General features: G+C 70.7%; 22 protein-coding genes and 1 tRNA gene. 14 read left to right on the forward strand and 9 right to left on the reverse strand.

Annotation, left to right across the window (positions count from 1 at the left end; genetic code table 11):
- Positions 1 to 12 precede the first annotated feature (12 nt).
- Positions 13 to 603, reverse strand: a complete 591-nt coding sequence (locus tag ACFC1J_RS16030; RefSeq protein WP_375908199.1) for a 5-formyltetrahydrofolate cyclo-ligase — start codon at positions 601 to 603, stop codon at positions 13 to 15.
- 72 nt (positions 604 to 675) lie between these two features.
- On the opposite strand from ACFC1J_RS16030, the gene galU reads away from it, so the two are divergent.
- Together galU and ACFC1J_RS16040 are read left to right on the forward strand one after the other, a co-directional pair.
- Positions 676 to 1,572 (forward strand): UTP--glucose-1-phosphate uridylyltransferase GalU, encoded by an 897-nt coding sequence (gene galU, locus ACFC1J_RS16035; protein ID WP_375908202.1) that lies wholly within the window; start codon positions 676 to 678, stop codon positions 1,570 to 1,572.
- Positions 1,573 to 1,597: 25 nt separating this feature from the next.
- Positions 1,598 to 2,275 (forward strand): GNAT family N-acetyltransferase, encoded by a 678-nt coding sequence (locus tag ACFC1J_RS16040; RefSeq protein ID WP_375908389.1) that lies wholly within the window; start codon positions 1,598 to 1,600, stop codon positions 2,273 to 2,275.
- Positions 2,276 to 2,413: 138 nt separating this feature from the next.
- Here ACFC1J_RS16040 and ACFC1J_RS16045 read toward each other — a convergent pair whose 3' ends face one another.
- Positions 2,414 to 3,790 (reverse strand): MFS transporter, encoded by a 1,377-nt coding sequence (locus tag ACFC1J_RS16045; protein WP_375908205.1) that lies wholly within the window; start codon positions 3,788 to 3,790, stop codon positions 2,414 to 2,416.
- A 123-nt stretch (positions 3,791 to 3,913) separates the two neighbouring features.
- On the opposite strand from ACFC1J_RS16045, the gene ACFC1J_RS16050 reads away from it, so the two are divergent.
- The 5 genes from ACFC1J_RS16050 (at position 3,914) to ACFC1J_RS16070 (ending at position 9,558) form a co-directional block, all read left to right on the forward strand.
- Positions 3,914 to 4,783: a hypothetical protein gene (locus tag ACFC1J_RS16050; protein WP_375908207.1), complete on the forward strand. Its 870-nt coding sequence runs from the start codon at positions 3,914 to 3,916 to the stop codon at positions 4,781 to 4,783.
- An 85-nt stretch (positions 4,784 to 4,868) separates the two neighbouring features.
- Positions 4,869 to 4,941, forward strand: a tRNA-Ala gene (locus ACFC1J_RS16055).
- Between the two features lie 165 nt (positions 4,942 to 5,106).
- A complete protein-coding gene (locus tag ACFC1J_RS16060; RefSeq protein ID WP_375908209.1) occupies positions 5,107 to 6,090 on the forward strand; it encodes a biliverdin-producing heme oxygenase in 984 nt (327 codons plus the stop codon).
- Positions 6,091 to 6,257: 167 nt separating this feature from the next.
- Entirely contained in the window at positions 6,258 to 8,693 is a 2,436-nt protein-coding gene (locus tag ACFC1J_RS16065) for an HtaA domain-containing protein (RefSeq protein WP_375908211.1), read from the forward strand.
- A 64-nt stretch (positions 8,694 to 8,757) separates the two neighbouring features.
- Positions 8,758 to 9,558, forward strand: coding sequence for an HtaA domain-containing protein (locus ACFC1J_RS16070; RefSeq protein ID WP_375908214.1), 801 nt, complete (start codon positions 8,758 to 8,760; stop codon positions 9,556 to 9,558).
- 38 nt (positions 9,559 to 9,596) lie between these two features.
- Here the strand turns inward: ACFC1J_RS16070 and ACFC1J_RS16075 are convergent, their stop codons facing one another.
- Positions 9,597 to 10,379 carry a heme ABC transporter ATP-binding protein gene (locus tag ACFC1J_RS16075; protein ID WP_375908217.1) on the reverse strand — a complete coding sequence of 261 codons (783 nt, stop codon included), beginning with the start codon at positions 10,377 to 10,379 and terminating at the stop codon, positions 9,597 to 9,599.
- Entirely contained in the window at positions 10,376 to 11,470 is a 1,095-nt protein-coding gene (locus ACFC1J_RS16080; protein ID WP_375908219.1) for a FecCD family ABC transporter permease, read from the reverse strand. The genes ACFC1J_RS16075 and ACFC1J_RS16080 overlap by 4 nt, the downstream gene beginning before the upstream one ends.
- A gap of 50 nt (positions 11,471 to 11,520) precedes the next feature.
- On the opposite strand from ACFC1J_RS16080, the gene ACFC1J_RS16085 reads away from it, so the two are divergent.
- The 5 genes from ACFC1J_RS16085 (at position 11,521) to ACFC1J_RS16105 (ending at position 15,485) form a co-directional block, all read left to right on the forward strand.
- Positions 11,521 to 12,636 (forward strand): hemin ABC transporter substrate-binding protein, encoded by a 1,116-nt coding sequence (locus ACFC1J_RS16085; RefSeq protein WP_375908222.1) that lies wholly within the window; start codon positions 11,521 to 11,523, stop codon positions 12,634 to 12,636.
- 306 nt (positions 12,637 to 12,942) lie between these two features.
- Complete coding sequence (locus ACFC1J_RS16090; protein ID WP_375908224.1) at positions 12,943 to 13,797, forward strand: lysostaphin resistance A-like protein; 855 nt, start codon at positions 12,943 to 12,945, stop codon at positions 13,795 to 13,797.
- Positions 13,790 to 14,788, forward strand: a complete 999-nt coding sequence (locus tag ACFC1J_RS16095; protein ID WP_375908227.1) for a formylglycine-generating enzyme family protein — start codon at positions 13,790 to 13,792, stop codon at positions 14,786 to 14,788. The genes ACFC1J_RS16090 and ACFC1J_RS16095 overlap by 8 nt, the downstream gene beginning before the upstream one ends.
- On the forward strand, positions 14,785 to 15,147 hold the full coding sequence (locus ACFC1J_RS16100; RefSeq protein WP_045273506.1) for a YidH family protein: 363 nt from the start codon (positions 14,785 to 14,787) through the stop codon (positions 15,145 to 15,147). The genes ACFC1J_RS16095 and ACFC1J_RS16100 overlap by 4 nt, the downstream gene beginning before the upstream one ends.
- Positions 15,144 to 15,485 carry a YidH family protein gene (locus tag ACFC1J_RS16105; protein WP_375908230.1) on the forward strand — a complete coding sequence of 114 codons (342 nt, stop codon included), beginning with the start codon at positions 15,144 to 15,146 and terminating at the stop codon, positions 15,483 to 15,485. The genes ACFC1J_RS16100 and ACFC1J_RS16105 overlap by 4 nt, the downstream gene beginning before the upstream one ends.
- 117 nt (positions 15,486 to 15,602) lie before the next feature.
- Here ACFC1J_RS16105 and ACFC1J_RS16110 read toward each other — a convergent pair whose 3' ends face one another.
- The 3 genes from ACFC1J_RS16110 to ACFC1J_RS16120 form a co-directional block, all read right to left on the reverse strand.
- Positions 15,603 to 16,970, reverse strand: coding sequence for an MFS transporter (locus tag ACFC1J_RS16110; protein ID WP_375908233.1), 1,368 nt, complete (start codon positions 16,968 to 16,970; stop codon positions 15,603 to 15,605).
- A gap of 72 nt (positions 16,971 to 17,042) precedes the next feature.
- Complete coding sequence (locus ACFC1J_RS16115) at positions 17,043 to 18,809, reverse strand: sulfatase (protein ID WP_375908236.1); 1,767 nt, start codon at positions 18,807 to 18,809, stop codon at positions 17,043 to 17,045.
- Positions 18,810 to 18,820: 11 nt separating this feature from the next.
- On the reverse strand, positions 18,821 to 19,447 hold the full coding sequence (locus ACFC1J_RS16120) for a PadR family transcriptional regulator (RefSeq protein WP_375908239.1): 627 nt from the start codon (positions 19,445 to 19,447) through the stop codon (positions 18,821 to 18,823).
- 124 nt (positions 19,448 to 19,571) lie between these two features.
- On the opposite strand from ACFC1J_RS16120, the gene ACFC1J_RS16125 reads away from it, so the two are divergent.
- Both ACFC1J_RS16125 and ACFC1J_RS16130 read left to right on the forward strand, forming a co-directional pair.
- Positions 19,572 to 20,228, forward strand: coding sequence for a histidine phosphatase family protein (locus ACFC1J_RS16125; protein WP_052680355.1), 657 nt, complete (start codon positions 19,572 to 19,574; stop codon positions 20,226 to 20,228).
- 53 nt (positions 20,229 to 20,281) lie between these two features.
- Positions 20,282 to 21,631 carry a DUF222 domain-containing protein gene (locus tag ACFC1J_RS16130; RefSeq protein ID WP_375908243.1) on the forward strand — a complete coding sequence of 450 codons (1,350 nt, stop codon included), beginning with the start codon at positions 20,282 to 20,284 and terminating at the stop codon, positions 21,629 to 21,631.
- Positions 21,632 to 21,812: 181 nt separating this feature from the next.
- Here ACFC1J_RS16130 and ACFC1J_RS16135 read toward each other — a convergent pair whose 3' ends face one another.
- Positions 21,813 to 22,331: an FHA domain-containing protein gene (locus tag ACFC1J_RS16135; protein WP_375908245.1), complete on the reverse strand. Its 519-nt coding sequence runs from the start codon at positions 22,329 to 22,331 to the stop codon at positions 21,813 to 21,815.
- A gap of 183 nt (positions 22,332 to 22,514) precedes the next feature.
- Positions 22,515 to 24,533: a primary-amine oxidase gene (locus ACFC1J_RS16140; RefSeq protein WP_375908248.1), complete on the reverse strand. Its 2,019-nt coding sequence runs from the start codon at positions 24,531 to 24,533 to the stop codon at positions 22,515 to 22,517.
- Positions 24,534 to 24,541 lie beyond the last annotated feature (8 nt).

The following is a 24,541-nucleotide window of genomic DNA, read 5'->3' on the forward strand; positions in this document are numbered from 1 at the left end:
CGGTTCGGAGGGTCAGGTCAGGGGGAAGACGACGGTGCGCAGCGGCGTGACGGCACCGGTGACCGGCTGATCGTGCACATCGTGGGGCACGTCGTCGAGGATCTCGGAGTCGTAGACGACGGCGTACACGGGCGGGCACTTCTGCATCGAGCCGAGCGTGCGGTCGAAGTAGCCGCGTCCCCAGCCCATCCGCATCCCGGTGCGGTCGACGGCGGCTGCCGGGATGAGCAGCAGATCCACCTCGTCCAGAGCCATCGGGTTGAGGATCTCGCCGGTCGGCTCCGGCAGTCCGTGCAGACCCGTCGTGATCTCCTCGTCGGATCCGGCCACTGCCCAGTCGAGCAGGCCGTCCTCGCGGGTGATCGGCAGCAGGACCCGGATGCCCCGGGCGAGCGCGGCGCGGATGAAGGCCCGCGTGCCCGGCTCTGTCGTGGTGGAGAGGAAGCAGGAGATCGAACGAGCGCCCGTCGTGGCGATCAGCTCGTCGAGTCGTGCGGTGAGGGCGGTCTCGGCGGCGGCGCGCTGCTGATCGGACAGCAGGCTGCGGCGCTCGCGCAGATCGGCGCGCAGCGCGCGCTTCGCATGGTCGATGTCGCCCGGCATGGCCTCGATTCTACCGGGGAGCCGCGGAGCCCGCTCCGGCCCGAAAAGGCTCCGCGCCCGTAAGCTGAGCAGATGACGAAGGCACGTATCAAGGCGGTCATCCCCGCGGCCGGCCTGGGCACGCGCTTCCTGCCCGCGACGAAGGCGATGCCGAAGGAGATGCTCCCCGTCGTCGACAAGCCCGCGATCCAGTACGTGGTCGAGGAGGCCGTGGCCGCGGGCATCGACGACATCCTCGTCATCATCGGACGCAACAAGAACGCGATCTCCGATCATTTCGACCAGATGCCGGAGCTCGAGGGCAAGCTGACGCAGAAGGGCGACCACCGCCGGCTCGCCCGCGTCGTCGCATCCAGCGACATGGCCGACATCCATTACCTGCGCCAGGGCGAGCCCAAGGGCCTCGGGCATGCGGTGCTCCGCGCCCGCACGCATGTCGGGGACAGCTCCTTCGCGGTCCTGCTCGGCGACGACCTCATGGATGAGCGCGACCCGCTGCTGTCTGCGATGATCGCCGAGCACGAGCGGAGCGGCGCGGCGGTGATCGCGCTCATGGAGGTGGATCCCGACCAGATCCACCTGTACGGAACGGCAGACCCCGACGGCATCCCGGAGGGAGCGTCGGACGACGTCCGTCGCGTGACCGGGCTGGTCGAGAAGCCCGCGCGCGAGGAGGCGCCGTCGAACCTCGCTGTCATCGGCCGCTACGTGCTGCCGCCCTCGATCTTCGAGATCCTCGAGCGCACCCCGCCGGGCAAGGGCGGGGAGATCCAGCTCACCGACGCGCTGCAGGAGTTCGCCGCGGATCCCGACGGCCCCGGCGTGCACGGCGTGATCTTCCGCGGGCGGCGCTATGACACCGGCGACCGGCTGGAGTACATCAAGGCGATCGTGCAGCTCGCGGCGGACCGCGACGACCTCGGGCCGGACCTGCGGGTCTGGCTCAAGGAGTACGCGGAGAGGATCTGAACGGAACGTGGACGTCTCGGCACCGATGCGGCACGGACCGGTCGAGCTGCGGCTCATCCGGCCCAAGGACGCGCGCTCGCTGCAGCACGAGCTGCTCACCAACCGGAGCTGGCTGCAGCCGTGGGAGGCCACGCTGCCCGGTCTGCAGACCGGCATCGACATGCGGGTGAGCATCCGGCGGCTGCTGCAGCAGTACCGCGACGGCACCGGCTATCCGTTCGTGATGGAGTACGACGGCAAGATCGCCGGCCAGCTCAACATCTGGGGCGTCATGCGCGGATCCCTGTGCTCCGCGACGATCGGCTACTGGGTGAGCGAGCGCTTCGCGGGGCACGGGATCACCCCCGCCGCCGTCGCGATGGCGACCGATCTCGCGTTCAACGACCTGGGCTTGCATCGGATCGAGATCTGCCTTCGTCCGGAGAACCGGCCGAGCCTGCGGGTCGTGCAGAAGCTCGGCTTCCGCTATGAGGGGGTGCGCCGTCGGTTCATCCACATCGATGGCGACTGGCGCGACCACCTCGCGTTCTCCCTCGTGCGCGAGGACGTGCCGGAGGGCGTGCTGAACCGCTGGGCGATGGGGCGCGTCCCCGCGGACTGGGCGGCCGTGCCGGCGTCGGATCTGCCTTCGACCGCGGCGCCGGGCGATGCCGGGCTGCCGGGCGACGCCGGGCTGCATCGTCCGCACGGGATTCAGGGCTGACGACGGCTCGCACGAGCTTCGGATGCGTCGGCGCCCCCTCGCAGTGTCCGCGCCCCTCCGTATGGACGCGTGTACGAGGGGGCGTGGGCGCTGCGAGGGGGCCTCGACGTAAGTGGGCGCGGCGTGCCGGACGGGGGATCAGCCCTCGGCGGGCTCGGGCACGGCCTCGGGGACGGGACGGCGGATCCCGATCCACGACACGATCCCACCGATCGTGAAGAGCGCGGCCGTGACCCAGGTGGCGCTGTGGAAGCCGGCGAGGTTCAGGGTTCCGCCGACGATCGTGGAGAGCATCGCGACCACGAGCAGCCCGGCCACACGGGAGACGGCGTTGTTGACCGCGGAGGCGATCCCGGACCGGCTCTCCTCGATGGATCCGAGGATCGCCGACGTGAGCGGGGCCACGGTCAGCGAGAGGCCGATGCCGAGGACGATCATCGCCGGCAGCACCTGCCACCAGTAGTCGAAGTGCTCCGAGACCAGGAGCAGCAGGAGCGCGCCCGCGGCCATGACCAGCGGGCCGGCCGTCATGAACAGCCGGGGCCCGAGCCTGCCCGCCAGCCGGCCGACGCGCGAACTGAGCAGGATCATCAGGATCGTGATCGGCAGGCTCGCGAGGCCCGCCTCCGTGGCCTTGAGCCCGGCGCCCTGCTGCAGGTAGACGCCGATGACGAAGCCGTTCAGCGACAGCGCCGCGTAGACGAAAAGCGTCGACAGGTTGCCCCAGCCGAAGTTGCGCACGCGGAACAGGGACAGCGGCATGAGCGGGTGCGGGCGGCGCTGGCGCAGCAGGAAGAAGATCAGCAGCGCGGCGCCGCCGATCGCGGTGATGAGGATCACGGGGGAGGCCCACCCCTGATGCGGCTGCTCGATGAGCGCGTAGACGACGCCGCCGAGGCCGACGGCGCAGAGCGCTCCGCTGAGCCAGTCCACCTGAGTGGTGCGCACGTGTTCCGGAAGGTGGAGCCGGCCGAGGAGCACGAGCGTGACGGCGATCGGAAGCACGTTGATCAGGAAGACGAAACGCCACGAGAGCAGATCCACGAACAGTCCGCCGAGCAACGGTCCGACCAGCTGCGCGGCCGTGGTGAAGGCCGTCCACACCCCGATCGCCCTGGACTGCACCTCGCCGCGCATCACCGCGGTGATCAGCGCGAGCGAGCTCGGCACGAGCAGCGCACCGGCAGCGCCCTGCGCGGCGCGCGCGATGATCAGCACCAGGGGAGTGGGCGCGACCGCGACGGCGACCGAGGCGATCCCGAACGCGATCAGCCCGATCCGCATCACCAGCACGCGCCCGTAGGCGTCGGAGACGGATCCGGCGAGCAGGATCAGGGCGCTGAGCGTGATCAGGTAGGCGTCGACCGCCCACTGCTGGGTGGTGATGCCACCGCCCAGCTCACGGCTGATCGCGGGCAGGGCGACCGTGACCACGGTGCCGTCGAGGAACGTGACGAACGACGCGAGCACGGCGACAGAGATGACGAGCCGCTGCAGAGGGGTGAACGAGGCCACGAGCCCGACCCTACTCGCCGACGGGGGCATCGGGGCCGATGCGGGGTTCGCGGCGGGGCTGCATGGGGTCGGCGTGCGCGTGTCGGCACGGTCGCGGGCGGCCTGTCGCATACCGTGGAGGGCATGAACGGGCCGGTGCTGAGCGGGGGCGTGATCGTCCTGGTCGCGGCGCTGCTGTGGCTGCTCTATTTCCTGCCTTCGTGGCGGGGGCAGCATCAGTACGACGCCGCCGAGCGCAATGCGCTGCGCCTGAACCGCGCCCTGCGCGTGCTCGCGGAGACGAGCGAGGCGCCCCGTGAGGTGCAGCTCGAGCTGAACGCCCGCACCGCGCTCGCGCAGCAGAAACTCGCCAAGCGACTGCAGACGGACCGCGAGCAGGCCGATCTGCAGCGGCTGCGCGAGCAGCTCGCGGCCACGCACGCCGATCCCGCCTTCCGTCGCGCCCGGGCGCGACGTCGCACCCGGCTCACGGCCACGGTGCTCTTCGTCCTCGCTCTGGGGGTCGTGGGCCTCGGCGTCTGGCAGCTGATGGCCGCCGGATCCTCCGTCCTGCTCTGGGCAGGCGGCGCCGTCGCACTGCTTGCCCTGCTGATGCTGCAGCGGATGGCGGCGGTCGCCCGTCGTGCCGTCCGCCGTGTCGCGCGCGCCGTGGCGCAGCCCGAGGCGGTGGACGTGCCGTCCAGAGAGGCCGAGCTGCATGACCAGGGTCCGCGCACCTGGACGCCGCGGACGCTGCCCGAGCCGCTTGTCTCCGTCGCAGGATCCCGCGCGCACGCGGCCCGCGCCACGATCGACGCCCAGACCCTCGCCCGTGAGGCCGCCCGCGCCGCCGAGCTGCAGCGCAAGGCCGACGAGCTCGCCCCGCCGGCGCCGGCGGAGCTGCCCGCTCCCGCCGCAGCGGAGGAGTCGCCGTATGCGCGGATGGGCTACGTCGACGATGCCGAGATCGAGGCGCACGTGCGCCAGCTGCTCGCTCAGCGCGCCGCGGGCTGAGCGGATCCGACACGCCCGGCGGGTGCGATGACCGCCGTCGATGACGAGCCCGCCCGTATGCCCGTGCTAGGCTGATCTGGTTCACGGGCCCATGGCGCAGTTGGTAGCGCGCTTCGTTCGCAATGAAGAGGTCGGGGGTTCGAATCCCCCTGGGTCCACCGGAACAGAAGGCCCCGAGCAGTCGCTCGGGGCCTTCGTCGTGTTGTCTGCACCTCCGTTGGCGTCGAGGCGAAGCGAGCTGATGGCGGCCCGGGACGCGGCGCTGTGCTCGACTCTCGTCTCGTGATTGAATTGGTTAGCCTTACCTAACCAAGGAGATCACCATGTCTTTCGATGATGCCGTCGTCACCGCGGTGACCGCCCACATGAATGGCGACCACGCCGACGACAACGTACTGATCGCGCGTGCCTTCGGGCACCCCGCCGCCGCATCGGCGTCGATGATCGGGCTCGACGCCGATGCGGGGCGCTGGCGGGTCGCGGATGCCGACGGCGAGCATGAGCTCGTCGTGCCGTGGCCGGGCGCTCCGCTCGCCGAGCGATCCCAGATCCGCCGTGCCGCGGTGATGCTCTATCGCGCGGCCTGCGAGCGACTCGGCGTACCTGCGCGCGAAGAGCATGCGCCGGCGCCGCACGGGCACGGCGGCCCGGAGGGTGTTCCGGACGGTTTCGCCCGCCGGCTCCGCGAGGCGACGTGGAGTGATCATGGGGACAGCGAGGGCGCCACGTTCATGAGCGACATCATGCGTGGCCGGAGCGGCCTGCGCGAGTATGCGGAGCTGGCCGCTCAGCACTGGTTCCTCTATGAGGCGCTCGACGACGCCGCGCGCCTGCTCGCCGCCGACCCGCTCCTCGCGGCGCTGCACCCGGAGGGGCTCGGACGCGTGGGCGCGCTCGAGCGCGATCTCGCCCACCTGCTCGGCGCGGACTGGCGCGCCGGGATCAGGCCGGTTCCGGCGACGGCGGCGTACGCCGGGCGGATCCGTGATCTTGCGGGCGAGGGCTGGCTTGCGGGCGTCGTCGCCCATCACTACACCCGCTATCTCGGCGACCTATCCGGCGGTCAGGCGATCGCGCGTCGCGTGGCCGGACGGTTCGGTCTCGACGGCGACGGGATCGCGTTCTACGACTTCGCCGCCGTGGGGGATCCGGCCGTGTTCAAGAACTCGTACCGGCGCGTGCTGGACGAGCTGGGGGAGCGCCTCGACGCCGACGAGCAGCGGCGGATGCTTGACGAGGTGCGTGCGGCGTACCGATTCAACACGGACGTGTTCCTCGACCTCGGAGCAGCGCAGCTGTCCCCGTGACGCGGACCCGACTCGCGCTCCTCCACGAAGCCCCCGGCCCTGCGGTCGGGGGTTTCGTGGTTTGCGCCATTTGATTAGGTGAGGCTAACCTAACTAAAGGTTGAGAATCTGCTGAACCTCCATCCGCCCACTCTGAGATCGACCTCCTGTGAGGAGAACAGTCCGTCGTGAACACCATCAGTCCCGTGCGAAGGCCGAGAGCCTTGCTCACCCTCGTCACCTCTGCGGCACTCGCCGTCGGCGCGCTGCTGGCCCCCGTGGCCGCCGCTGCGGCACCCACCGACAGCACCGTGTCCGAAGCCACTCTGGACTGGGGGGTGAAGTCCTCGTTCGTCGGCTACGTGAAAAGCCCGATCGCCCACGGCCAGGTGCAGACCGTCGGGTCCACCGGTGCCGGTTTCCACTGGGCGGGCGGCAGCGGCAGCGCCTCCGCTGACCTGGCCGACGCCTCCGTCGAGTTCGGCGCGGGGGACGGCGTGCACTTCACCGGGCACGCGATGAACGGCGTGAACGCGCTGGATCTGACCTTCACGCACCCGCAGATCGTCGTGTCCGGCGGCGGGGCCACGCTGCTGCTCGACGTGACGGGACGCGAGTTCAAGAGCACCACCGAGCCCGGCGAGCTGTTCACCCGCAACGCCGTCGAGTTCGCCACGGTCGCCCTGGGATCCCCGCAGGTCTCCGGGGCGACCTACACCTGGGCGAACGCGGCGGTCACGCTCACCGCGGACGGCGCCGCGGCCTTCGGCGGCTTCTACGCGGCCGGAACGGCGCTGGATCCGCTCACCCTGACCGCGACCGTGAGTGCACCGGCCGCGCCGACCGCCACCGTGCTCACCGCAGCGCCCGACACGTTCGACGAGGGCGGCAGCACCCTGCTGACCGCCACCGTGTCGCCGGCTGCCGCGGGGACGGTGACCTTCCGCGACGGCGACGGCATCATCGGAACCGCGGCGGTCGCGAACGGATCCGCGTCGATCACCGCGTCCGGCCTGACGGCGGGCGCGCACGCCGTCAGCGCGAGCTTCGCTCCGGACGACCGGGCAGCGTTCCAGTCCTCCGCCTCGAACGACGTCACGGTGACGGTGAAGGGGCGCACGACCGAGCCCGAACCCGGCACATTCACCCCGGCCGTCCAGGTCTTCCTCGCCGACGGCGTCACACCTGCGGGTGGGACGCCGCTCTACACCGGTGACGAGATCGTGGTGAAGGGCACCGGCTTCGATCCGGCGGCCAACGTCGGCGGGCGCGGCGTGCCCGTGCCCGCGACCCTTCCGCAGGGCGACTACGTCGTGTTCGGCAGCTTCGGCGCCGACTGGCGCCCCTCGCAGGGAGCGGCGTCCAGCACGCGCAAGGTCGCCACCCAGGGGTGGGCGCTGACCGCCGCGACGCTGGACGCGATCCCGGCGCAGTACCGCGAGACGGTGCGCGCGCAGTGGGTGGAGCTCGCGTCCGACGGATCCTTCACCTGGCGGACGACGCTCAAGCCCGCCGACGGCGCGGCCGGTACCTACGGCGTCTACACCTACGCGGCGGGCGGACAGAAGAACGCCGCCCAGGAGATCGGCGCGACGCTCGACTTCCGCGGCGATCGTCCGGTGCAGCCCGAGCCTCAGCCCACGGCTGAGATCATCCTCCCCGTCGGTGTGCAGGCGCGCCCCGGCGACACCGTCACGTTCCGGGTCTCGAACCTGAAGCAGGGCGATGCGGTGCACTTCGAGGTGCACTCCGACCCGATCGATGCCGGCCGTGCCGTCGCGGACGCCTCCGGCGTCGCGCGCACGACGTGGACGGTCCCGGCCGACTTCCCCGCCGGCGCGCACGAGCTGCAGGTGTTCCGCGATGTCCAGCCCGCACCGGAGATCGCGTTCGTGACCCGCGCCTTCACCGTCGGCGAGGCGCCGAGTCCGAAGCCCCCGGTGGTCACGCCCTCGATTCTCGCGGAGACCGGCCCGACGATCCCCGCCTGCGTCGCACGGGTCGTCGACGGCGGCAGCCTCGACTGGGGTCTCAAGCAGAGCTTCCGCTCGTACGTCGAGGGCCCCATCGCGAAGGGTGCCTTCTCCGGAGGCTCCTTCTCCGCGAGCAGCGGCGCGCTGAACACCGACTCCGGCGCGCGAGGACGGATCGTCTTCTCCGGCGCGATCACCGCGACAGGGCACAACGGCCTGCTGGACTTCCGGCTCGCCTCGCCGACCATCGTGCTCAACGGGTCCGGATCCGCGGCGCTCTACGCGCAGGTGACCTCGACCGACACCACCGGCAAGCCGGCGACGAGCGGCACCGTGCACTTCGCCGACCTGTCGTTCGGATCCGCCGCGATCTCCGGATCGAGCGTGTCGGTGCAGGGCGCTCGTGCCACCCTCACCAGCGCGGGTGCGACGGCGTTCGCCGGGTTCTACGGCGCCGGCACGGCGCTGGACCCGGTCTCTTTCCGTGTCGAGCTCGGCGCGCAGACGCCCTGCGACGAGACGACGGATGCGGCGAGCGGAACGCTCGCGATGACCGGAGGCGACTCGCCGGCCTTCCCGATCGCGATGAGCGTCCTGATGCTCCTCGCCGGGCTGGCCCTGGTCGCCGTCCGCCGCCGTCGCGCGGCCTGATCGAACCGATGACGGATGCCCGCCCGACGGATGACGGGCGGGCATCCTCATGCATGGAGGCTTCATGAACATCACACGCCTGTCCGCCCTCGCCGCTGTTCTTCTCGGCAGCGCACTCATCGCCGCGCCCGCGGCGACCGCCGCGACGCCGGAGCCGACGACGGTCTCGTCGTCGCCCGCCTGCACGGTCCAGGGCGGCGTGCTCGCCTGGGGCGTCAAGGAGTCCTTCCGCTCCTACATCTCGGGCAGCATCGCCAAGGGGAGCTGGGAGACGAGCGCCGGCGCGACCTACGCCACGCCCTCGTTCGCCTTCACCGGGGCGACCGGCGAGATCGACCCCGTCGGCGGATCGGGACACGTGACCTTCCCCGGCGCCGTGCATTTCACGGGGCACGGAGGGATCCTCGATCTCACCATCTCGTCGCCGACACTGAAGATCGGCGGCGACGGGCGAGCGGTGCTGCTGCTCGACGTGCGCGGCACCGACACCTCCGGCGCTCCCGCCGTGGACCAGAAGCAGGCCGAGATCGGGATGCTGGCTGCTGCTCCCGCGATCGACGCGACCGCGGGAACGCTGACTCTCACCGCGACGCCGATGACGCTCAGCGCCGCGGGGGCGCCCGTCTTCGGCGGCTTCTACGCCGAGGGTGAGGAACTGGATCCGGTCACCGCGAGCGTCCAGCTCTCCTGCGCCGCCCCGGAGCCGACTCCGGCGTCGACCCCGTCGCCGACGCGCGCGGGGGCGCACGCGGACACGGCTGCGGCCGAGCCGGCCACCGTGCCGTGGATCCCGATCGCACTCGGCGCCGTCGTCGTCGGCGGAGGAGCGGTCGCCACCGCGGTCGCGATCCGCCGGCGTCGCTGAGGGCCCGACTCGACCACGGCACCCTGCCGCGGCGCCCCTCAGACCGGGCGCCGCGGCAGGATGATGCCGTGGCCGGTGACCGGGTGCGGGATCACCTCGACCGGCGTGCGATAGACGGCGGACACCGTCGCCTCGGTCAGCACCTCGGCGGGCGTCCCGCAGGCGGCGACCCGCCCCTCCTGCAGCAGCAGGATCCGGTCCGCGAAGGCGGCGGCCAGATTCAGATCATGCAGGATGATCAGCACGGCGTCCCCGGCCTGCGCGTGCGCTCGAGCGAGCGACAGCAGCGCCTCCTGGTGCCCGAGGTCGAGGGCGGCCGTCGGCTCGTCCAGCAGCAGCATGCCCGTGCGCCCGGCGATCACCCGCGCGAACGCCGTGCGCCCCCTCTCGCCGCCCGACAGGGTCGGTACGGCGCGTTCGGCGAGATGGGCGATGTCTGCGGCGGAGATCGCCTCGGAGACGGCTTCGTCGTCCTCCGCGGATCTCGGGGTGCGACGCCACGGAGCTCGTCCCATGCGCACCACCTCATGCACCGCGAAAGGGAATGCCGTGCCGTTCTCCTGCAGCAGCACTCCGCGTCGCCGAGACAGATCGCCCAGGCTCCAGGCCGTCAGCGCTCGATCGTCGACGAGCACATCACCGGCGTCAGGGCGCACGTCCCCGGCGAGCACGCCCAGCAGGGTCGATTTGCCGGCCCCGTTGGGTCCGAGCACGGCCAGCACCTCGCCGGCGTGCAGCGCGAGATCCACGCCGTCGAGTAGCGTCCTCCCGCCGCGCACGACCTGTACCGCGCGCAGTTCGCAGACCGTCGACGCGCTCATGCCCAGCCTCCCGCGGATCGCCGGGTGCGGCGCAGCAGCCAGAAGAAGAACGGACCGCCGATCAGTGAGGTAAGGATGCCCAGGGGCAGATCGGCCATCGGCACGATGATGCGCGCCCCGAGGTCCGCAAGAGTGAGCAGAAGCGCACCGCCCAGAGCGCTCGCCACGATCAGCGCACGGTGCGAGGGCCCGAGGATCATCCGCATGAGGTGCGGCACGACCAGACCCACGAACGCGATGATCCCGGCGAAGGCGACCGCCGCGCCCACCAGCAGCGCGACGAGCACGATCGTTCCGAGGCGAAGACGCTCCACGTGCACGCCGAGATGCCCGGCGGTGCGTTCTCCGAGCGAGAGCAGATCGAGCCGGTGCGCGATGAGCAGTGCGATCAAGATGCCGACGAGGAGGAGCGGCAGAATCACGGCTGCCTGCGGCCATCGGCTGCCCGCGAGGCTGCCGAGCTGCCAGAACACGATCTGCTCCCGCGACTGGGTGTCGCCGAGGAAGGTGAGCAGCGCGATCGCCGCACCGGCGACGGCGTTCACGGCGATGCCGGTCAAGATCAGCGTGACCACCTCGGTGCGTCCGCCGGCGCGGCTGAGCGCGTAGACGGCGAGGCTGACGCCGAGACCGGCGACGAAGGCGAAGACCGGCACGGTCCACGGACCCAGTGCGTTCAGCCCGAAGACGATGCAGACCCCTGCGCCGACCGCGGCCCCGGAAGACACGCCGACGACTCCCGGCTCGGCAAGAGGGTTGCCGAAGACCGCCTGCATCAGCAGGCCCGCGACGGCCAGCGCCGCACCGACCAGCATCGCCATCGCGACGCGCGGGAACCGGATCGACCACAGCGTCGCGGTCGCGATCTCGTCCGGCTGCCGCAACGCGGTCGCGCCGAGCGGGCGCAGCAGCGCACCGAGCACCTCGTCCGGAGGCACGGGGAGCTGGCCGATCCCTGCGGACACGACCACCGCGACGACGAGCGCGAGGCCGAGACCGCCGGGGACGAGAACTCGTGCGCTCCGGGTGCGCGGCTTCGACAGGCGCGGCGGGGAGACCGCCTCCGGAGGTGCCGGGGGAGAGGAAGGCATGGGTCTATCTTAGGATAGGCTTACTTAACTAACTTCCGAAGGGTGGACGCGTGAGTCGAAGAATCACGAGGATCGCAGCGGCGATCGGGTCCGCCCTCCTCGTGCTCGCGCTGGCCGCCTGCGATGCCGGAGCCGCGCAGGTCGCGGCCCCGGCATCGACCCGGCCCGCGCTGCCGGCCCTCACCTCGCTGACCCCGGTCGAGGATCCGCGCGCGGTCGAAGGCCCGTCCACGGTCGTGATCGGCGGACCGACGCTGCCGCCGATCGCGGCCCCTGCGCCGCAGCTGCCCGTCACGGTGCGTTCCGCCGACGGCGGAGGGCGCGAGGTGACCGTGCGCGACACCTCCCGCGTCGTGGCACTCTCGCTCAGCGGCACGGTCGCTGAACTCGTGCACGCCCTGGGACTCGGCGACCACCTGGTCGGACGCGACGTCTCCACGAATCTGCCGGAGACGGCAACGCTTCCGGTGGTCACCAAGAAAGGCCACACGATCGATGCCGAGGCCGTTCTCGCGCTGAAGCCCACGCTGATCCTCACCGACGGCTCGATCGGCCCCACCGACGTCGTGCTCCAGCTCGGCGACGCCGGGATCCCCGTCGTCACGATCGATCGAGCGACCGATGCCGAGAGCACCTACCGCGCGATCTGCCAGGTGGCGGCGGCACTCGGCATCGCTCCGGCCGCCGAGACGGTGAACACCGCCCTGCGCGCGGCGATGGAGAGCAAGACCGCGGAGGTCGCGCGGCTGCTGCCGGCCGACCCGGCCAGAAGGCCGCGCGTGGTCTTCCTCTACGTGCGCGGCGCGGCCGGCGTGTACTACCTGTTCGGCAAGGGCAGCGGAGCGGACAGCCTGATCTCGTCGGTCGGCGCCGTGGATGCGGCATCCGAAGCCGGGTGGGTCGGCGAACGGCCGCTGACGCCGGAAGCCCTCGTGAAGATCGACCCCGATGTCATCCTCGTCATGACGAAGGGATTGGAGAGCGCGGGCGGCATCGATGGTCTGCTCGCCGCGCAGCCCAGCATCGCACTGACCACCGCGGGCGAGCACCGACGGATCATCGATGCGGAGGACACCCGGATCTTCGCGGCGGGAACCCTTCTCCCCGACATCATGGACGGCCTCGCCCGAGCGCTCTACGCACCCGGCTCGGGCGCTCGGGGCTGAACCTGAGGGACAGCCGGGGTCGCGGCCGCACGACGGCTCGTCGACGCCGCCGCAGCGGATGCTCACCGAGCGCATCGTGCAGATCGCGTCGGAGGGGCACAGGCACAGGCTCTGGCTGCGACGTACCGATCGCGCACGATAGCGGATCCGCCGCGCCGATCGCACTGCGCTGAGCCCGCTCGACGCACGGAAGCCGCGCGTGTTCGCGCACGGCTGCGCCCGTTCCGCTACTTTCGAGGCAGCATCAGCATCCGCGGTTCTGGGGGCCACGGCACCGGTGCGCCCCCAGGATCGGACAGGAGAGAGATGAACGACGTGGTGGCCCTCGGCGCCAACGGCTGGCAGCGATTCTGGAACCGCGGCGGGTGGTGGAAGGCGTTGATCGCCGTGGTCGCCTACTACCTGCTCTACCAGTACGTGCCCCTCTGGACCCTCGGGCCGTTCGTCGGCGGTCTCAGGGAGCCTGCGGCGAAGATCCTGGTCGCGACAGGCGTGCCGATCGCGTTCGGCTGTGTGGTGCTGATCGTGTTCGCGTGGTCGCTCGGCTGGCTGCGTGAACTGTTCGGACGGCAGCCGATCCGGGGCCGCGGGTGGATGTGGATCGCCGTCGCGATCACGCTGCTGTTCAACGCGCTGCATTTCGCGACGATCGACTACGCGACCGCCGGGGCGGGGATCGTCCTCGCCTGGGTCATCACCGGCCTGTTCATCGGGTTCGCTGAGGAGGTGCTCACACGGGGCCTGGTGGTGAACCTCATGCGCAAGGCGGGGTACCGCGAACTCACCGTCGCCCTCGTCTCCGCGGCGCTGTTCGCGGCGATGCATGCGGGCAACATGTTCAGCGGGCAGGCGCTCCTGCCCACGCTGGTCCAGCTCGTCTACACCTTCGCCTTCGGTGTCTGCATGTATCTGACCCTGCGCGTCACCGGAGCCCTGATCTGGCCGATCCTGCTGCATGCCACGACCGATCCTTCGATCTTCCTGCAGTCGGCCTACCCCGCCGCGGGGCCGCTCACGGGCCTCGCGGCGTTGGGCAATCTCGTGGTGATCGTCGCCGGTCTGGTCCTCCTGATCTTCATCCGCGGTCGGGTCGCCGTCCCCGGCATCCGCGCCGGGTTCGTCCGCGGGCGTGACAGCGAGGAAGATGGAGCCCATGGGTGAATCGACCTCCTGCGGCCCGGACTGCGCGTGCGGCGCTCCGCCGCGCGCCGTGCTGTCCGACGGGCGCACAGCGCTTCCGCTGCTCGGCGCGCGTGAGGCAGGCGGGGGAGACGCCGGCGGGCGGCATGCGATCGCGCAGGCGCGGATCCCCGCCGGCTCCTTCGTCATGGGCGACTCCTCGGGCGATGAGAACCGGGGCGACGGCGAGACGCCGCGGCACCGCGTGGCGCTCGAGGGCTTCGAGATCGACGCGACCACCGTCACGAACGGCGACTTCGCCCGCTTCGTCGAGGCCACCGGCTACCGCACGGAGGCGGAGACCTTCGGGTTCTCGGCCGTGTTCCACCTGGCCGTGAGTGCTCCCGACGCCGACGTCATGGGCCCCGCGGCCGGCACCCCGTGGTGGTACGGCGTGCGCGGCGCGGACTGGGCGCACCCCGGCGGATCCCGCTCGGACCTGGACGGGCTCGCAGACCACCCCGTCGTGCACGTGAGCTGGAACGACGCCGCGGCCTACAGCGCCTGGGCCGGCCGCCGGTTGCCCACCGAAGCCGAGTGGGAGTACGCGGCCCGTGGCGGGCTTGACAGCGCGAAGTACCCGTGGGGCGACGAGGAGCCGGACGACGGCGGATGGCGCGCGAACATCTGGCAGGGGTCGTTCCCGCGCGAGAACACCCTCGAGGACGGCTGGCTGACCACCGCTCCGGTGCGCGCCTTCGCCGCCAACGGATATGGACTCTTCCAGCCGGTCGGCAACGTGTGGGAGTGGTGCGCGGACTGGTTCGACCCGCGCGCGTACGAGCGTTCCGCCGAGGCGGATCCGCGCGGTCCGTCGCTCGGCATGGCGCGCGTGCTGCGCGGCGGCAGCTACCTGTGCCACATCTCCTACTGCAACCGCTACCGGAACTCCGCGCGCAGTTCGAACACGCCCGACTCGTCGATGGGCAACGCCGGATTCCGCACCGTCTCGCTCCGAACGGAGAACGCATGAGCACCAGCCGCTTCCCCCGGCGCGTCTACGACCGCGGCGAGGAGCCGGATGCCCGGTTCACGCTCGCGAACGAGCGCACGTTCCTGGCCTGGATCCGTACCTCGCTCGCGCTGCTCGCAGGCGGAGTCGCGCTCGAGGCCCTCGGCCTGGGCATGCACCCCGGATTCCGGCATGCGGCCTCGATCCTGCTCATCGTGGCGGGGTTGCTGACCCCCGTACAGGCGTGGCTGGGCTGGATGCGCACCGAGCGCTCGCTGCGGGAGTCGACCCCGCTGGGTCCGCCGTGGATCGCGATCCCGCTCGCCGTCGTGGTCGTGGCGACCGGGATCCTGGTGCTGCTCGGGGTGCTGCTGGCGTGACCAGCGAACCGGAGCGGGTCTTCGACCCCGGCCTGCAGCCCGAGCGCACCGCCCTGGCGTGGCGGCGCACGGCGCTCGCGCTCGCCGGAGGATCCGTGGTCATCATGCGGATCCTGCCTGCGGTGATCGGCGGGGCGGCGCTCGTACTGGGGTTCGCGGGTCTCGCCCTCGCCCTCGTGGTGCTGGTCGGCTCGCACCGGCGCTACCGCCGCCAGCACCGGGCGCTCACCTCGACCGCGCCGATCGCGCTGCGCTCTGGCTGGCCCGTCGCCGCGCTGACCGGCGCGACGCTGCTCGTCGGGGTGCTCTGCCTGCTGTTCGTGCTCAGCCGGGTGTGAAGGCCGCGGCGGGACGCTGACGAGGATGCTCCCGCGCGCAGTGCCGATCCGCCACGACGAAGCGGCTCGCCTCCGAGGAGACGGGCCGCTTCGTCGTCCGACCGGGACGCTGCAGGGTCAGGGCGTGAGCGCGAGCCGGCGGGCCTCGAGCTCGTCGGCGACCCTTCTGACGTCCCGCGGGTAGGTGCGGTAGAGGATCCCGAGCACGGCCGCGTTCACGAGCATGAGGATCACGAGCACCCAGAGGAACACGGTCTGCAGACCGAGGGCGTTGGCGAGGAAGCCGGCGCCGATCGAGAACACGGCCCAGCCGATCGCCTCGAAGATCGTGATCATGATCGCGAAGGCCTGGCCGCGCAGCTCGGGCAGCGTGATCGCCATGATGATCGGCCGGTTCACGCCCGGGTTCATGCCCTGCGCGATGCCCATGAGCCCCCAGATCAGCGCGTAGACGCCGATGCCGGTGTACGCGAACTGGGTGCCGAAGAACGCGACGACCGCGAACAGCACCTGCGCGGCCTGGATGTAGGCGACGCGACCGCGCTGCGGCGCGCGGCGGTCGAGGACGCCGACGAGGAATCCTCCGCCGAGCGTGCCGAGGAAGTAGCCGATGCCGAACGGGAGCGCTGAGATCGCGGCGGTGGCGTTGTCGAACCCGCGCACCGTGACGAGGAACTGGATGCCGAACACGCCGATCAGCAGATGTCCGGAGAGCAGGCGGGAGACCATCATCACGACGTAGGAGGGGACCCGGAACAGCGACATCACGCTGCGGAACGTGGGCTTCACTTCGGCGCGCTTCTCGGCGTCGAGGCCGGCCAGCTGCTTCTCCGCGGCGCCGACACCGGGATCCTTGAAGAGGGTGAGGATCGCTGCACCCGCGAGGATGCAGACGCCGCCGAGCGCCCACATGCCCCAGCGCCAGCCGTCGGCGAAGTGCGAGAGCTGCGCGATGAGCGGGCTGAGAACAGCTCCGATGCCGGCCGCTGCGCCGTAGAAGATGCCGACGGCGCGGGCGCGGTTCTTATCGTCGAAGAGATCCGAGACCACGGCGTTGGCGATCGGCTGCGCGCCAATGAGCGCGGCGGCCATCAGGGTGTTGAAGATCAGGAGGGTCAGGAAGTCGCCCGAGAAGCCTGCGGCGATGCCGAAGACCCCCGCGAGGGCCGTGCTGAGAGCCAGGGCCGTGCGACGCGAGGTCCTGCTCGAGATCCAGACCCAGGCGGGTCCGAACGGCACCGAGATGATCTTCCCCGCCGCGGCGAGCAGGCCCAGATGGCCGTTGTCGAGACCGAGGGCCTTCGCGATCGTCGGGAACAGCGTCGTGGTCAGACCGCCCTCCGTGCCGTCGACCACGAGCATGCCGGTCAGGGTGAAGAGGTTGCGCCAGCGGTGCGGGACGTGCGCCGCCTTCTCGGCGCGGATCACCGAGGTGGGTGTGCCCGCCGGTGGTGCGAGGGGAGGGGCGGATTCGGGTGCGGACATAGGGGTCTCCTGGATCATCGTCGATCGTCGATCGTCGAGCGGGGCGGGGTGAGGGGTGGAGCGGGATGGAGGTCAGAGAGCGGAGAGCTCCTCGGCGACGCCGCGCAGCAGCGCCGGAGGCAGGGCGATCATCGCTGCGAGCTGGTAGAGCGACGTGCTGCCGAGCATGCCGAGCGTCTCGGTGTGCACGAGCTGCGGCACCGCGCCCCGCAGCACCTCGACCGCGAGCGGATGCGAGAGCAGCTCGGGCAACGGTGTGCCGAGGCCGAACCGGCCGGCCGGGAAGTCGCCGAGCGGCGGGAGCGGCTGCGCGGCGGCCGTCGCGAGCGCGGCCTGGGCGGCGACCAGGAGGTGCTCCTCGTCGGGCTCGGCGTGCGCGGGGATCCCGAGCCGCGCGTACTGGCTCTCCGGGGCGTCGTTCTCACGCAGGAGGCGGGCGAGCAGGCGCAGCATCCGCAGCTCCTGCGCGGGGTCGTCGAGAGGATGCAGCTGCTGCGGATCCTCCTCCAGGTCGAACAGCAGCGTGCCGTGCAGGAACGGGCTCACCATCGCCGAGCCGCGCAGTCGCAGCGGGCGCACGCCCTTCATGAACGAGAACGGCTCGGCGAGTTCGGCACCGGCGAACTCCGCGGGAGCGAACCGTCCGCGCATGTGCGTCGGCATGAGGGTGTACTCCTCGAGCGGCGCGTTCTGCGGGGTCGCGCAGGCGCGCATGTAGACGTAGCGCCCGTCCGTGACGTTGACGTGCCCTCCGTGGATGCCGAACAGCGCGCCCTCGTGGACCGCGGCGATCGGCGCGTCCGCCCCGTTTCGGGCTTCCGATCCGCCGGGGCGGAGAGCGATCCCCAGCATGTCGTCGGTGGGCGCGACGCCGAAGAGCTCGAGCAGGGTCGGCGCGATGTCGATGGTCTGCACCAGATCGTCGTTGCGGGTGCCGGCCAGGCCCGTGCGCGGATCCCAGAGGAAGGCGGGCAGGTGCACGAGCTCCTCGAACCAGGGCTGCACGCTCTTCGCCCACCAGCCGTGCTCGCCGAGGAGGAAGCCGTGGTCGGTGTTCACCAGCAGCAGGGTGTCGTCCCACATGTCGTGCTCGTCCATGAAGTCCAGCACCCGGCCCAGCGATCGGTCGCACATCGAGACGAGCGCCTTGTACTCGTAGCGCGCATGCTCGACCTGGTCCTCGGACTCTGTGACCTTCGCGTAGGGCGGCCAGTCGAATTCGGGGCCCTCGTAGCGATGCGGGTAGAGCCGGCGGTACTCCTCATACGTGAAGAACGGCTCGTGCGGGTCGAAGCACTCGATCTGCAGGAACCACTTGTCGGCATCCGCGTTCGTGGTGAGGAACTCCAGCCCCGCGTCGAACGTGCGGGTCTGCGGGTGATCGGCCTCGCGCGTGAGGTATCCGCGGTTGATGGCGTCCTGTCGCTCCAGGCGATCTTTGAAACCGTCTCGAGAGCCGGTCGCCGTGACGTCGGCCTTCCAGGGGTCGCCCTCCTGGCCGCGGAAGAACTCCCAGGTCGTGTACCGCGTGTGGTAGGTCGCGCCGCCGTCCTCCCAGTAGTGCGGATGGTCGCTTGCGAGGTGCGTGTGCACGCCCGCCTTGCCGAGCATCTCCGGCATCGAGTCGTCCCACGGCTCGAGCGGACCCCAGGAGCGGTGCAGGAAGTTGTGCCGCCCGGTGTGCAGCTCGCGACGGGCCGGCATGCACGGCATGGATCCGGCGTAGAAACGGTCGAACGTCACGGTCCGCTCCGCGAGGCGGCGGAAGTTCGGGGCGTGGATCTCGTCCGAGCCGTAGGGCGGCAGCAGATGCCGGTTCAGGCTGTCGAACATGACCATGATCGCGCGCATCAGCGGGTCGCTCCGCTCTCGGACGCCTCGGCGCGGATGGGTCGTTTCGAGATGGCCGGCGCGGATCCGATCACGCCGTCGAGCAGATCGCGGCGCAGCTCGCGCAGCATGTCCATGTAGTTGTCGATCGCGGCCATGCCGTACACATGCATGCGCTCGTTGAAGGCCGCGGCGAACTCGTAGTCGAAGTCGACGTCGGGGTCGACCTGCAGGGTGCGGTCGCGGAGGCGGAAGCGCGCGACCTGGTCCTCGCGGGCGGTGAGTTCGGTCTCGATGAGGTCGATGAGCTGTTCCCGGGCCATGAATCCCGCGAAGCTGAGGCGGGCTCCGAACTCCGGATCCTGGAAGCGGCTCGGCGGGCTGTACGGGCCGGTGAGCCAATCGAGCAGGACGGTCATGCCCTCGGGGGTGACCCGGTAGATCTTCGCGTCCTGGGCGCCGGGGCGGTCGTCGACCGTGAAGAGGACCCAGCCGCGTTCGACCATGCCGGCGAGCGAGCGGTAGACCTGGCTCATCGTGGTGTTCGAGCGCAGGAAGCGTCCGTGCGTGTCGAGGTAGCGCTTGATCTCGTAGCCGGTGGACGGCTTCTCGCCGATCAGGCCGAGGAGGAGGTGCTCGAGCTTCATTGATCCAACCTATGACTCTTGTGTCATCCTCGCGATGACAGACCGAGGATGACACAAGAGTCATAGACGCGTCAAGAGTCCCTCTCTGCGATGGCCGCCGAACTCCAGGGCGTACGGTGGCCAGGTGGAGACTCTCGACCCGCTGCCCGATCATCCCGCCCCCGACAACCCGCAGGGCAAGCTCGTGCTGCTGCGGCACGGCGAGACCGAATGGTCGCGGAGCGGCCGGCACACAGGGCGCACCGACATCCCGCTCACCCCCCGTGGCGAGGAGCTGGCCCGGCTGGCCGGGGCGCTCGTGACCGGCTACGACTTCCGGCTCGTGCTGTCCTCGCCGCTTCAGCGCGCCCGCCGCACGGCGGAGCTCGCGGGGTTGGACGCCGATGTCGATCCGCTGCTCGTGGAGTGGGACTACGGAGGGTTCGAGGGGCGCACGACCAAGGACATCCGCGCGGAACTCGGCTACAACTGGAGCGCCTTCACGCACGGCGTGATCCGCGGTGAGACCCCGGGGGAGACCGTCGAGGAGGTCGCCGCGCGGGCCTCGCGCGTGCTCACCCGGGTGCTGCCTGCGATGGTCGACGGCGACGTCGCGCTCATCGCGCACGGCCACTACTTGCGGATCCTGACCGCCGTGTTCCTGCGCCAGGCGCCGCGGTTCGGGGCCGCGATCACGCTGGACGCCGGATCCGTCTCGGTGCTCGGCTTCACCCGTGAGCAGCCCGCGATCCTGGCCTGGAACCACGGCCCGCAGCTGCCTCTGGTGCCCTCCGAGTCCTGAGAGGAGACCGGTGACCCCTTCCCTCATTCGAATATTTGTTCTATGATGAGGGTATGGCCATCACCGATCCGTATCTCGTCCGCAGCGACGGCATCGTGGATCGGTGCCGCGAGATCGATCGTCGGATCGCCGCCCTCGAAGCGGAGAAGTCGGCTCTGCTCGGAGAACGGGTGCAGCTGCTGCTCGACGAGGTTCCGCCCGGCCACGATGGGTACGAGAGCGCCGAACGGTCGATGTTCGCGGAGATCGCTGCAGGTCTGCACATCTCCCGGGCGGCGGCAGCACGAGCGCTCACGACGGGATGGTCGCTCAACGACCGTTTCCCGGTGACGAGGGCCGCGCTCGCGGCCGGCGAGATCTCCCTACGGCACGCCGTCGTGATCGTCGCAGGAGCGGCGGCGATCGATGTCGCCGACCATGATGCGGCGGCTCGGTACGAGCAGATGGTGGTGCCGTACGCGGCCGCGGAGACGGCGCCGCGGACGGAGGCCTTCGCGAGGTCGGCGGCGGCGTCGGTCGCGCCGGAGACCGCGGTCGAGCGGCATCGTCGTGCGCGGTCCGATCGTCAGGTGCGTGTCGCCGATGCTGACGACGGGATGTCCTGGCTCGAGATCCTCATGCCCTCGCCGCTGGCGCACGCGGCCTACGACCGGATGACCTCGATCGGCCGGCGGATCCGCCTGACGCGCGCTGCGCAGGACTGCGGGGCCTTCGCCGGTCCGCGAGCCCCGCAGCCGGGGCAGGAACTCACCGACGAGGACATGCGGCGGTTGACCGCCTTCGAGAGCATCGTCGAGGACGTGCAGGAGCCGCTGACGGATCCTCGCAGCCTCGATGAGATCCGCGCCGACATCGCCGCCGATCTGCTGCTCACGGCCGACACCGAGCTGCTGACCGAGGGAGGCGTGGACGGCATCAGGGCGACGGTCCAGGTCACCATCGCCGCCTCCACCCTGAGCGGGGCGGACGATCGTCTCGCCGAGCTCGACGGGCACGGGCCGATCGACGCGGAACTGGCCCGTGATCTCGCCGCGACGGCCGGAGTGTGGGATCGGTTGTTCCTGGATCCGCGCGGCATGCTGATGCGCACCGACACGTACGCGCCGACCGAGCGCATGCGCCGGCTGCTCCGCGCCCGCGACCGGCATTGCCGGTTCCCCGGATGCCGCATGCCGGCGCGCAGCTGCGACCTCGACCACAATCACGACCACGCCCGGGGCGGTCCCACCGACATCTGCAATCTGTGCTGTCTGTGCGAGGGGCACCATGCTCTCAAGCATCCGGATCTCGACGATCGCTGGCGTTGGACCGCGGCACAGGGGCCCGGAGGAGTGATCGCGTGGACGAGTCCCGCCGGCCGCGTCCACACCGATAGACCGGCGCCACGGGTGCAGTTCGTCTGATCGGCACGACCACGTGCAGACCGCGGCGACGTCGGACACGCCCGCCGCCGAGCTTTTCACCGTTCGTGACGGCCTCACCACTGAGCGCGTGCTCATCTTCGATCGCCTCTGCTACGGGCCGCCCTCGCGGGATCGAGTGGCGTGGACGCGGTCCTGCCGCGCCGGCGGAGTGCGCCCGAGTTCAGTCGGTGAGCTCCGGACCGCCGTCTTGCTCGATCAGCGGAGGCGAGGCCGGCGCGGGGATCGCGCCGGTGTGTCCCTCGCTCTCGTAGTCGGGGCGCGGCGGCTGGCGGCGCTGGTGCGCGCCCTCGCCGCCGAGGCGTCCGCCGTAGGGGCGGCCGTGGTCGGCGAACTCGTCGCGCACGAACACGAAGCGCCAGCCGCCCGCGGTGAAGCGCGCACCGGTGTGCAGCGTCTCGACGGGACGGCCCTCCTCCTCGGCGGCCTTTGCGATGTTCGCGCTGGTCTGCCCCGGACCCACCATCTCGAGATCGTAGTCGTCGTGCCCATCGTGACGGATGATCGCATGCACCGGGTCGATGCCCTCCAGGCGGATCTGGCAGTCCGCGCCGGATCCGATCCGCGTCACGTCCTCGGTGATCTCGTGCACCAGATGGGTGTCTTCGAGGGTGATCAGCAGATGAGGATGACCCGCGCCCCACTCGGCGTGCGTCGTGGTTCCGCGCTCCTGCGTGTTCATGTCGGACCTCCTTCGCGGAGGCCGGGCGGCGCGGATCATCCCTCCAAGAGGCTCAGCGGGGTGTCGCCCTGGTCTCTCGCATACCGCGATCGTAACCCCGCCCGCGCCCGCCGGCGCCGGATCCGGCGAAGCCGTGCGGATGCTCCGCTTCCGGGACGACCCCGAGCGGGCCTCGGCTGATCGTCAGCCGTGGTGATCGTGTTCGTGGCCCTCGTCGTGGGCATGCGCACCGCCGTGACCGCGGTCCTGGCCGTGGTCGCAGCGGCATTCCCCGCCGCCGCACGCGCACGCCGCGCCCTTGATCGTGCGGGGGGCGTCGAGCGAGGGGTTGCGATCGAAGAACCCGAACGGCTTGAGCCAGAAGGAGATGGTGTCCGCCGGCATGATCGGCCAGTCCTCGGCGCGCGTGATGTGGTGGATCCCGAAGTTGTACCAGAGCACGACGTCCTCGTCGACGAGGTTCTCGTCGTCCGCGATCCACGCCGTCATGCCGTTGCCGAGGTCGTCGACGGCCTGGGTGGGGTAGTCGCCCGCCGGCCAGAACTGGTCATCGTGGTGCCGCGTCACCCAGAGGGTCTTCCCGATGACGGGATTGCGCTTGAGGATCGGGGAGGACTCGTCGAACATCGCGGGGAAGGACGCCGAGGGGACGAGCTTGTACGCCACGGGTGCGCCCCACGCGTTGAGTCGGTTCGGGTTCTGCACCTTCCAGCCGCGCTGACGCTCCCAGTCGTAGCGCCGTCCCGCCTCCGCCTCGGAGCGGATGACCGTGGCCTGCGTGTGCAGGTCGAGGCCGAACGGATTGGCCTCCGAGATCGGCGCCGGCATCGAATCGGACTCGACGACCGTGTTGCCGTCCCCGTCGACGTCGAGGTCGAGCCGCGCGATGAGGAAGTGCTGGTGGAACGGCGCGTAGGTGCGCCGGTCGATCGTCGTGCCGGTGGGCTTGCCCTGCTCGCCCTCCGCCATGGGCGTCGTCACCATGATGCCGGTGGCGCGCACCTCGCACTCGATGTTGCCGTCCTGATAGAAGCGCCAGTACACCAGGTACTCGTAGTTGGCGACCGTGGCGTGCACCGACACCACGAACCGGCGCTGGCGGCGCACCTCGGTACCGGAGTCGGGGTCGACGTGCTTCCACAGCACGGCGTTGTCCTCCTCGTGCAGGCAGATCGCGTTCGTGATCGTCCAGGGCTGACCGGCGGTGTCGGGCAGCACGGCATCGAGGTAGGTGATCTCGCCGAGGCAGTCGCAGCCGAGCTCGAGCGAGGTGCACATGTACCCGAGACCCCACTCGCCGATGTCGAACGCGGTGCGCCGGTAGTGATCGAAGCTGGAGTCCCGGTACGGCACGATCATCTCGGCGAACGAGAGCCGGTAGGCGACCTCGCGCCTGGTGCCCTGATCGTCGAAGCCGACCTGGTAGATGACCGGTCCCTCGCGGTAGTTGAACCCGAGCCGGAAGTCCCAGTTCTGCCAGCGGATCCGGGATCCCTCGACGGTGAAGGAGACGCCCTCGGGCTGCACGATCTGCAGCGGCTTCAGGTCCTCCCGCGGCGTGATGCCGGCGAGCTCCGGCACGTACTCGCCGTGCACCTCCGGGAAGCCGAAGTCGTGGTGATCCTCGATCTCGAGCACCTCGAGCGTGTTCATGTCGACGATGATCTTCAGCCCGCTCACCGGGTGCGCGTAGGGGTTGCCGTCGGGCGTCGCGCGCATCCACAGGTCCACCCAGCCGAGGCGGCGGTCGCGCCATTTGTCCGGGATCACGGCCCCGCCGTACGTCCAGACGTCGAACAGGACGAGGTCGACGTCATCGATCCCGCGGGCCGCGAGCGCCGCACGGACCTCGGGGTTCTCCTTCATGGCGTGGTCGCAGTCGTGGTACTCGTCGATCGTGAAGTTCGGGGTGACGCCCGGCACGTGCGTCCACGACTCCACGGCGTCATCGGTGAGGTTCACGACCGCCTCGTAGACCTCGTTGGTCTGCTTGCGCCAGAGCACCGAGAGCGAGCGGCGCATGATCGGATCCCCCTCGCGCCAGGCCTTGACCTCGGCCTTCGGCGGCTCCTTGAGGATGATCGAGGCATAGCGCCACCCGGCGTCGATGCCGTGCTCGCGGGTGAGCACGGCGGCGGTGGCGGAGAACTCCTCGCCCGTGAGCGAGTCCAGGGGGTGCGACGGCGTGGGCTGCGACGACATGTGAGTCC

The organism is Microbacterium sp. NPDC056052 (assembly GCF_042266785.1).
Classification (GTDB): Bacteria; Actinomycetota; Actinomycetes; order Actinomycetales; family Microbacteriaceae; genus Microbacterium.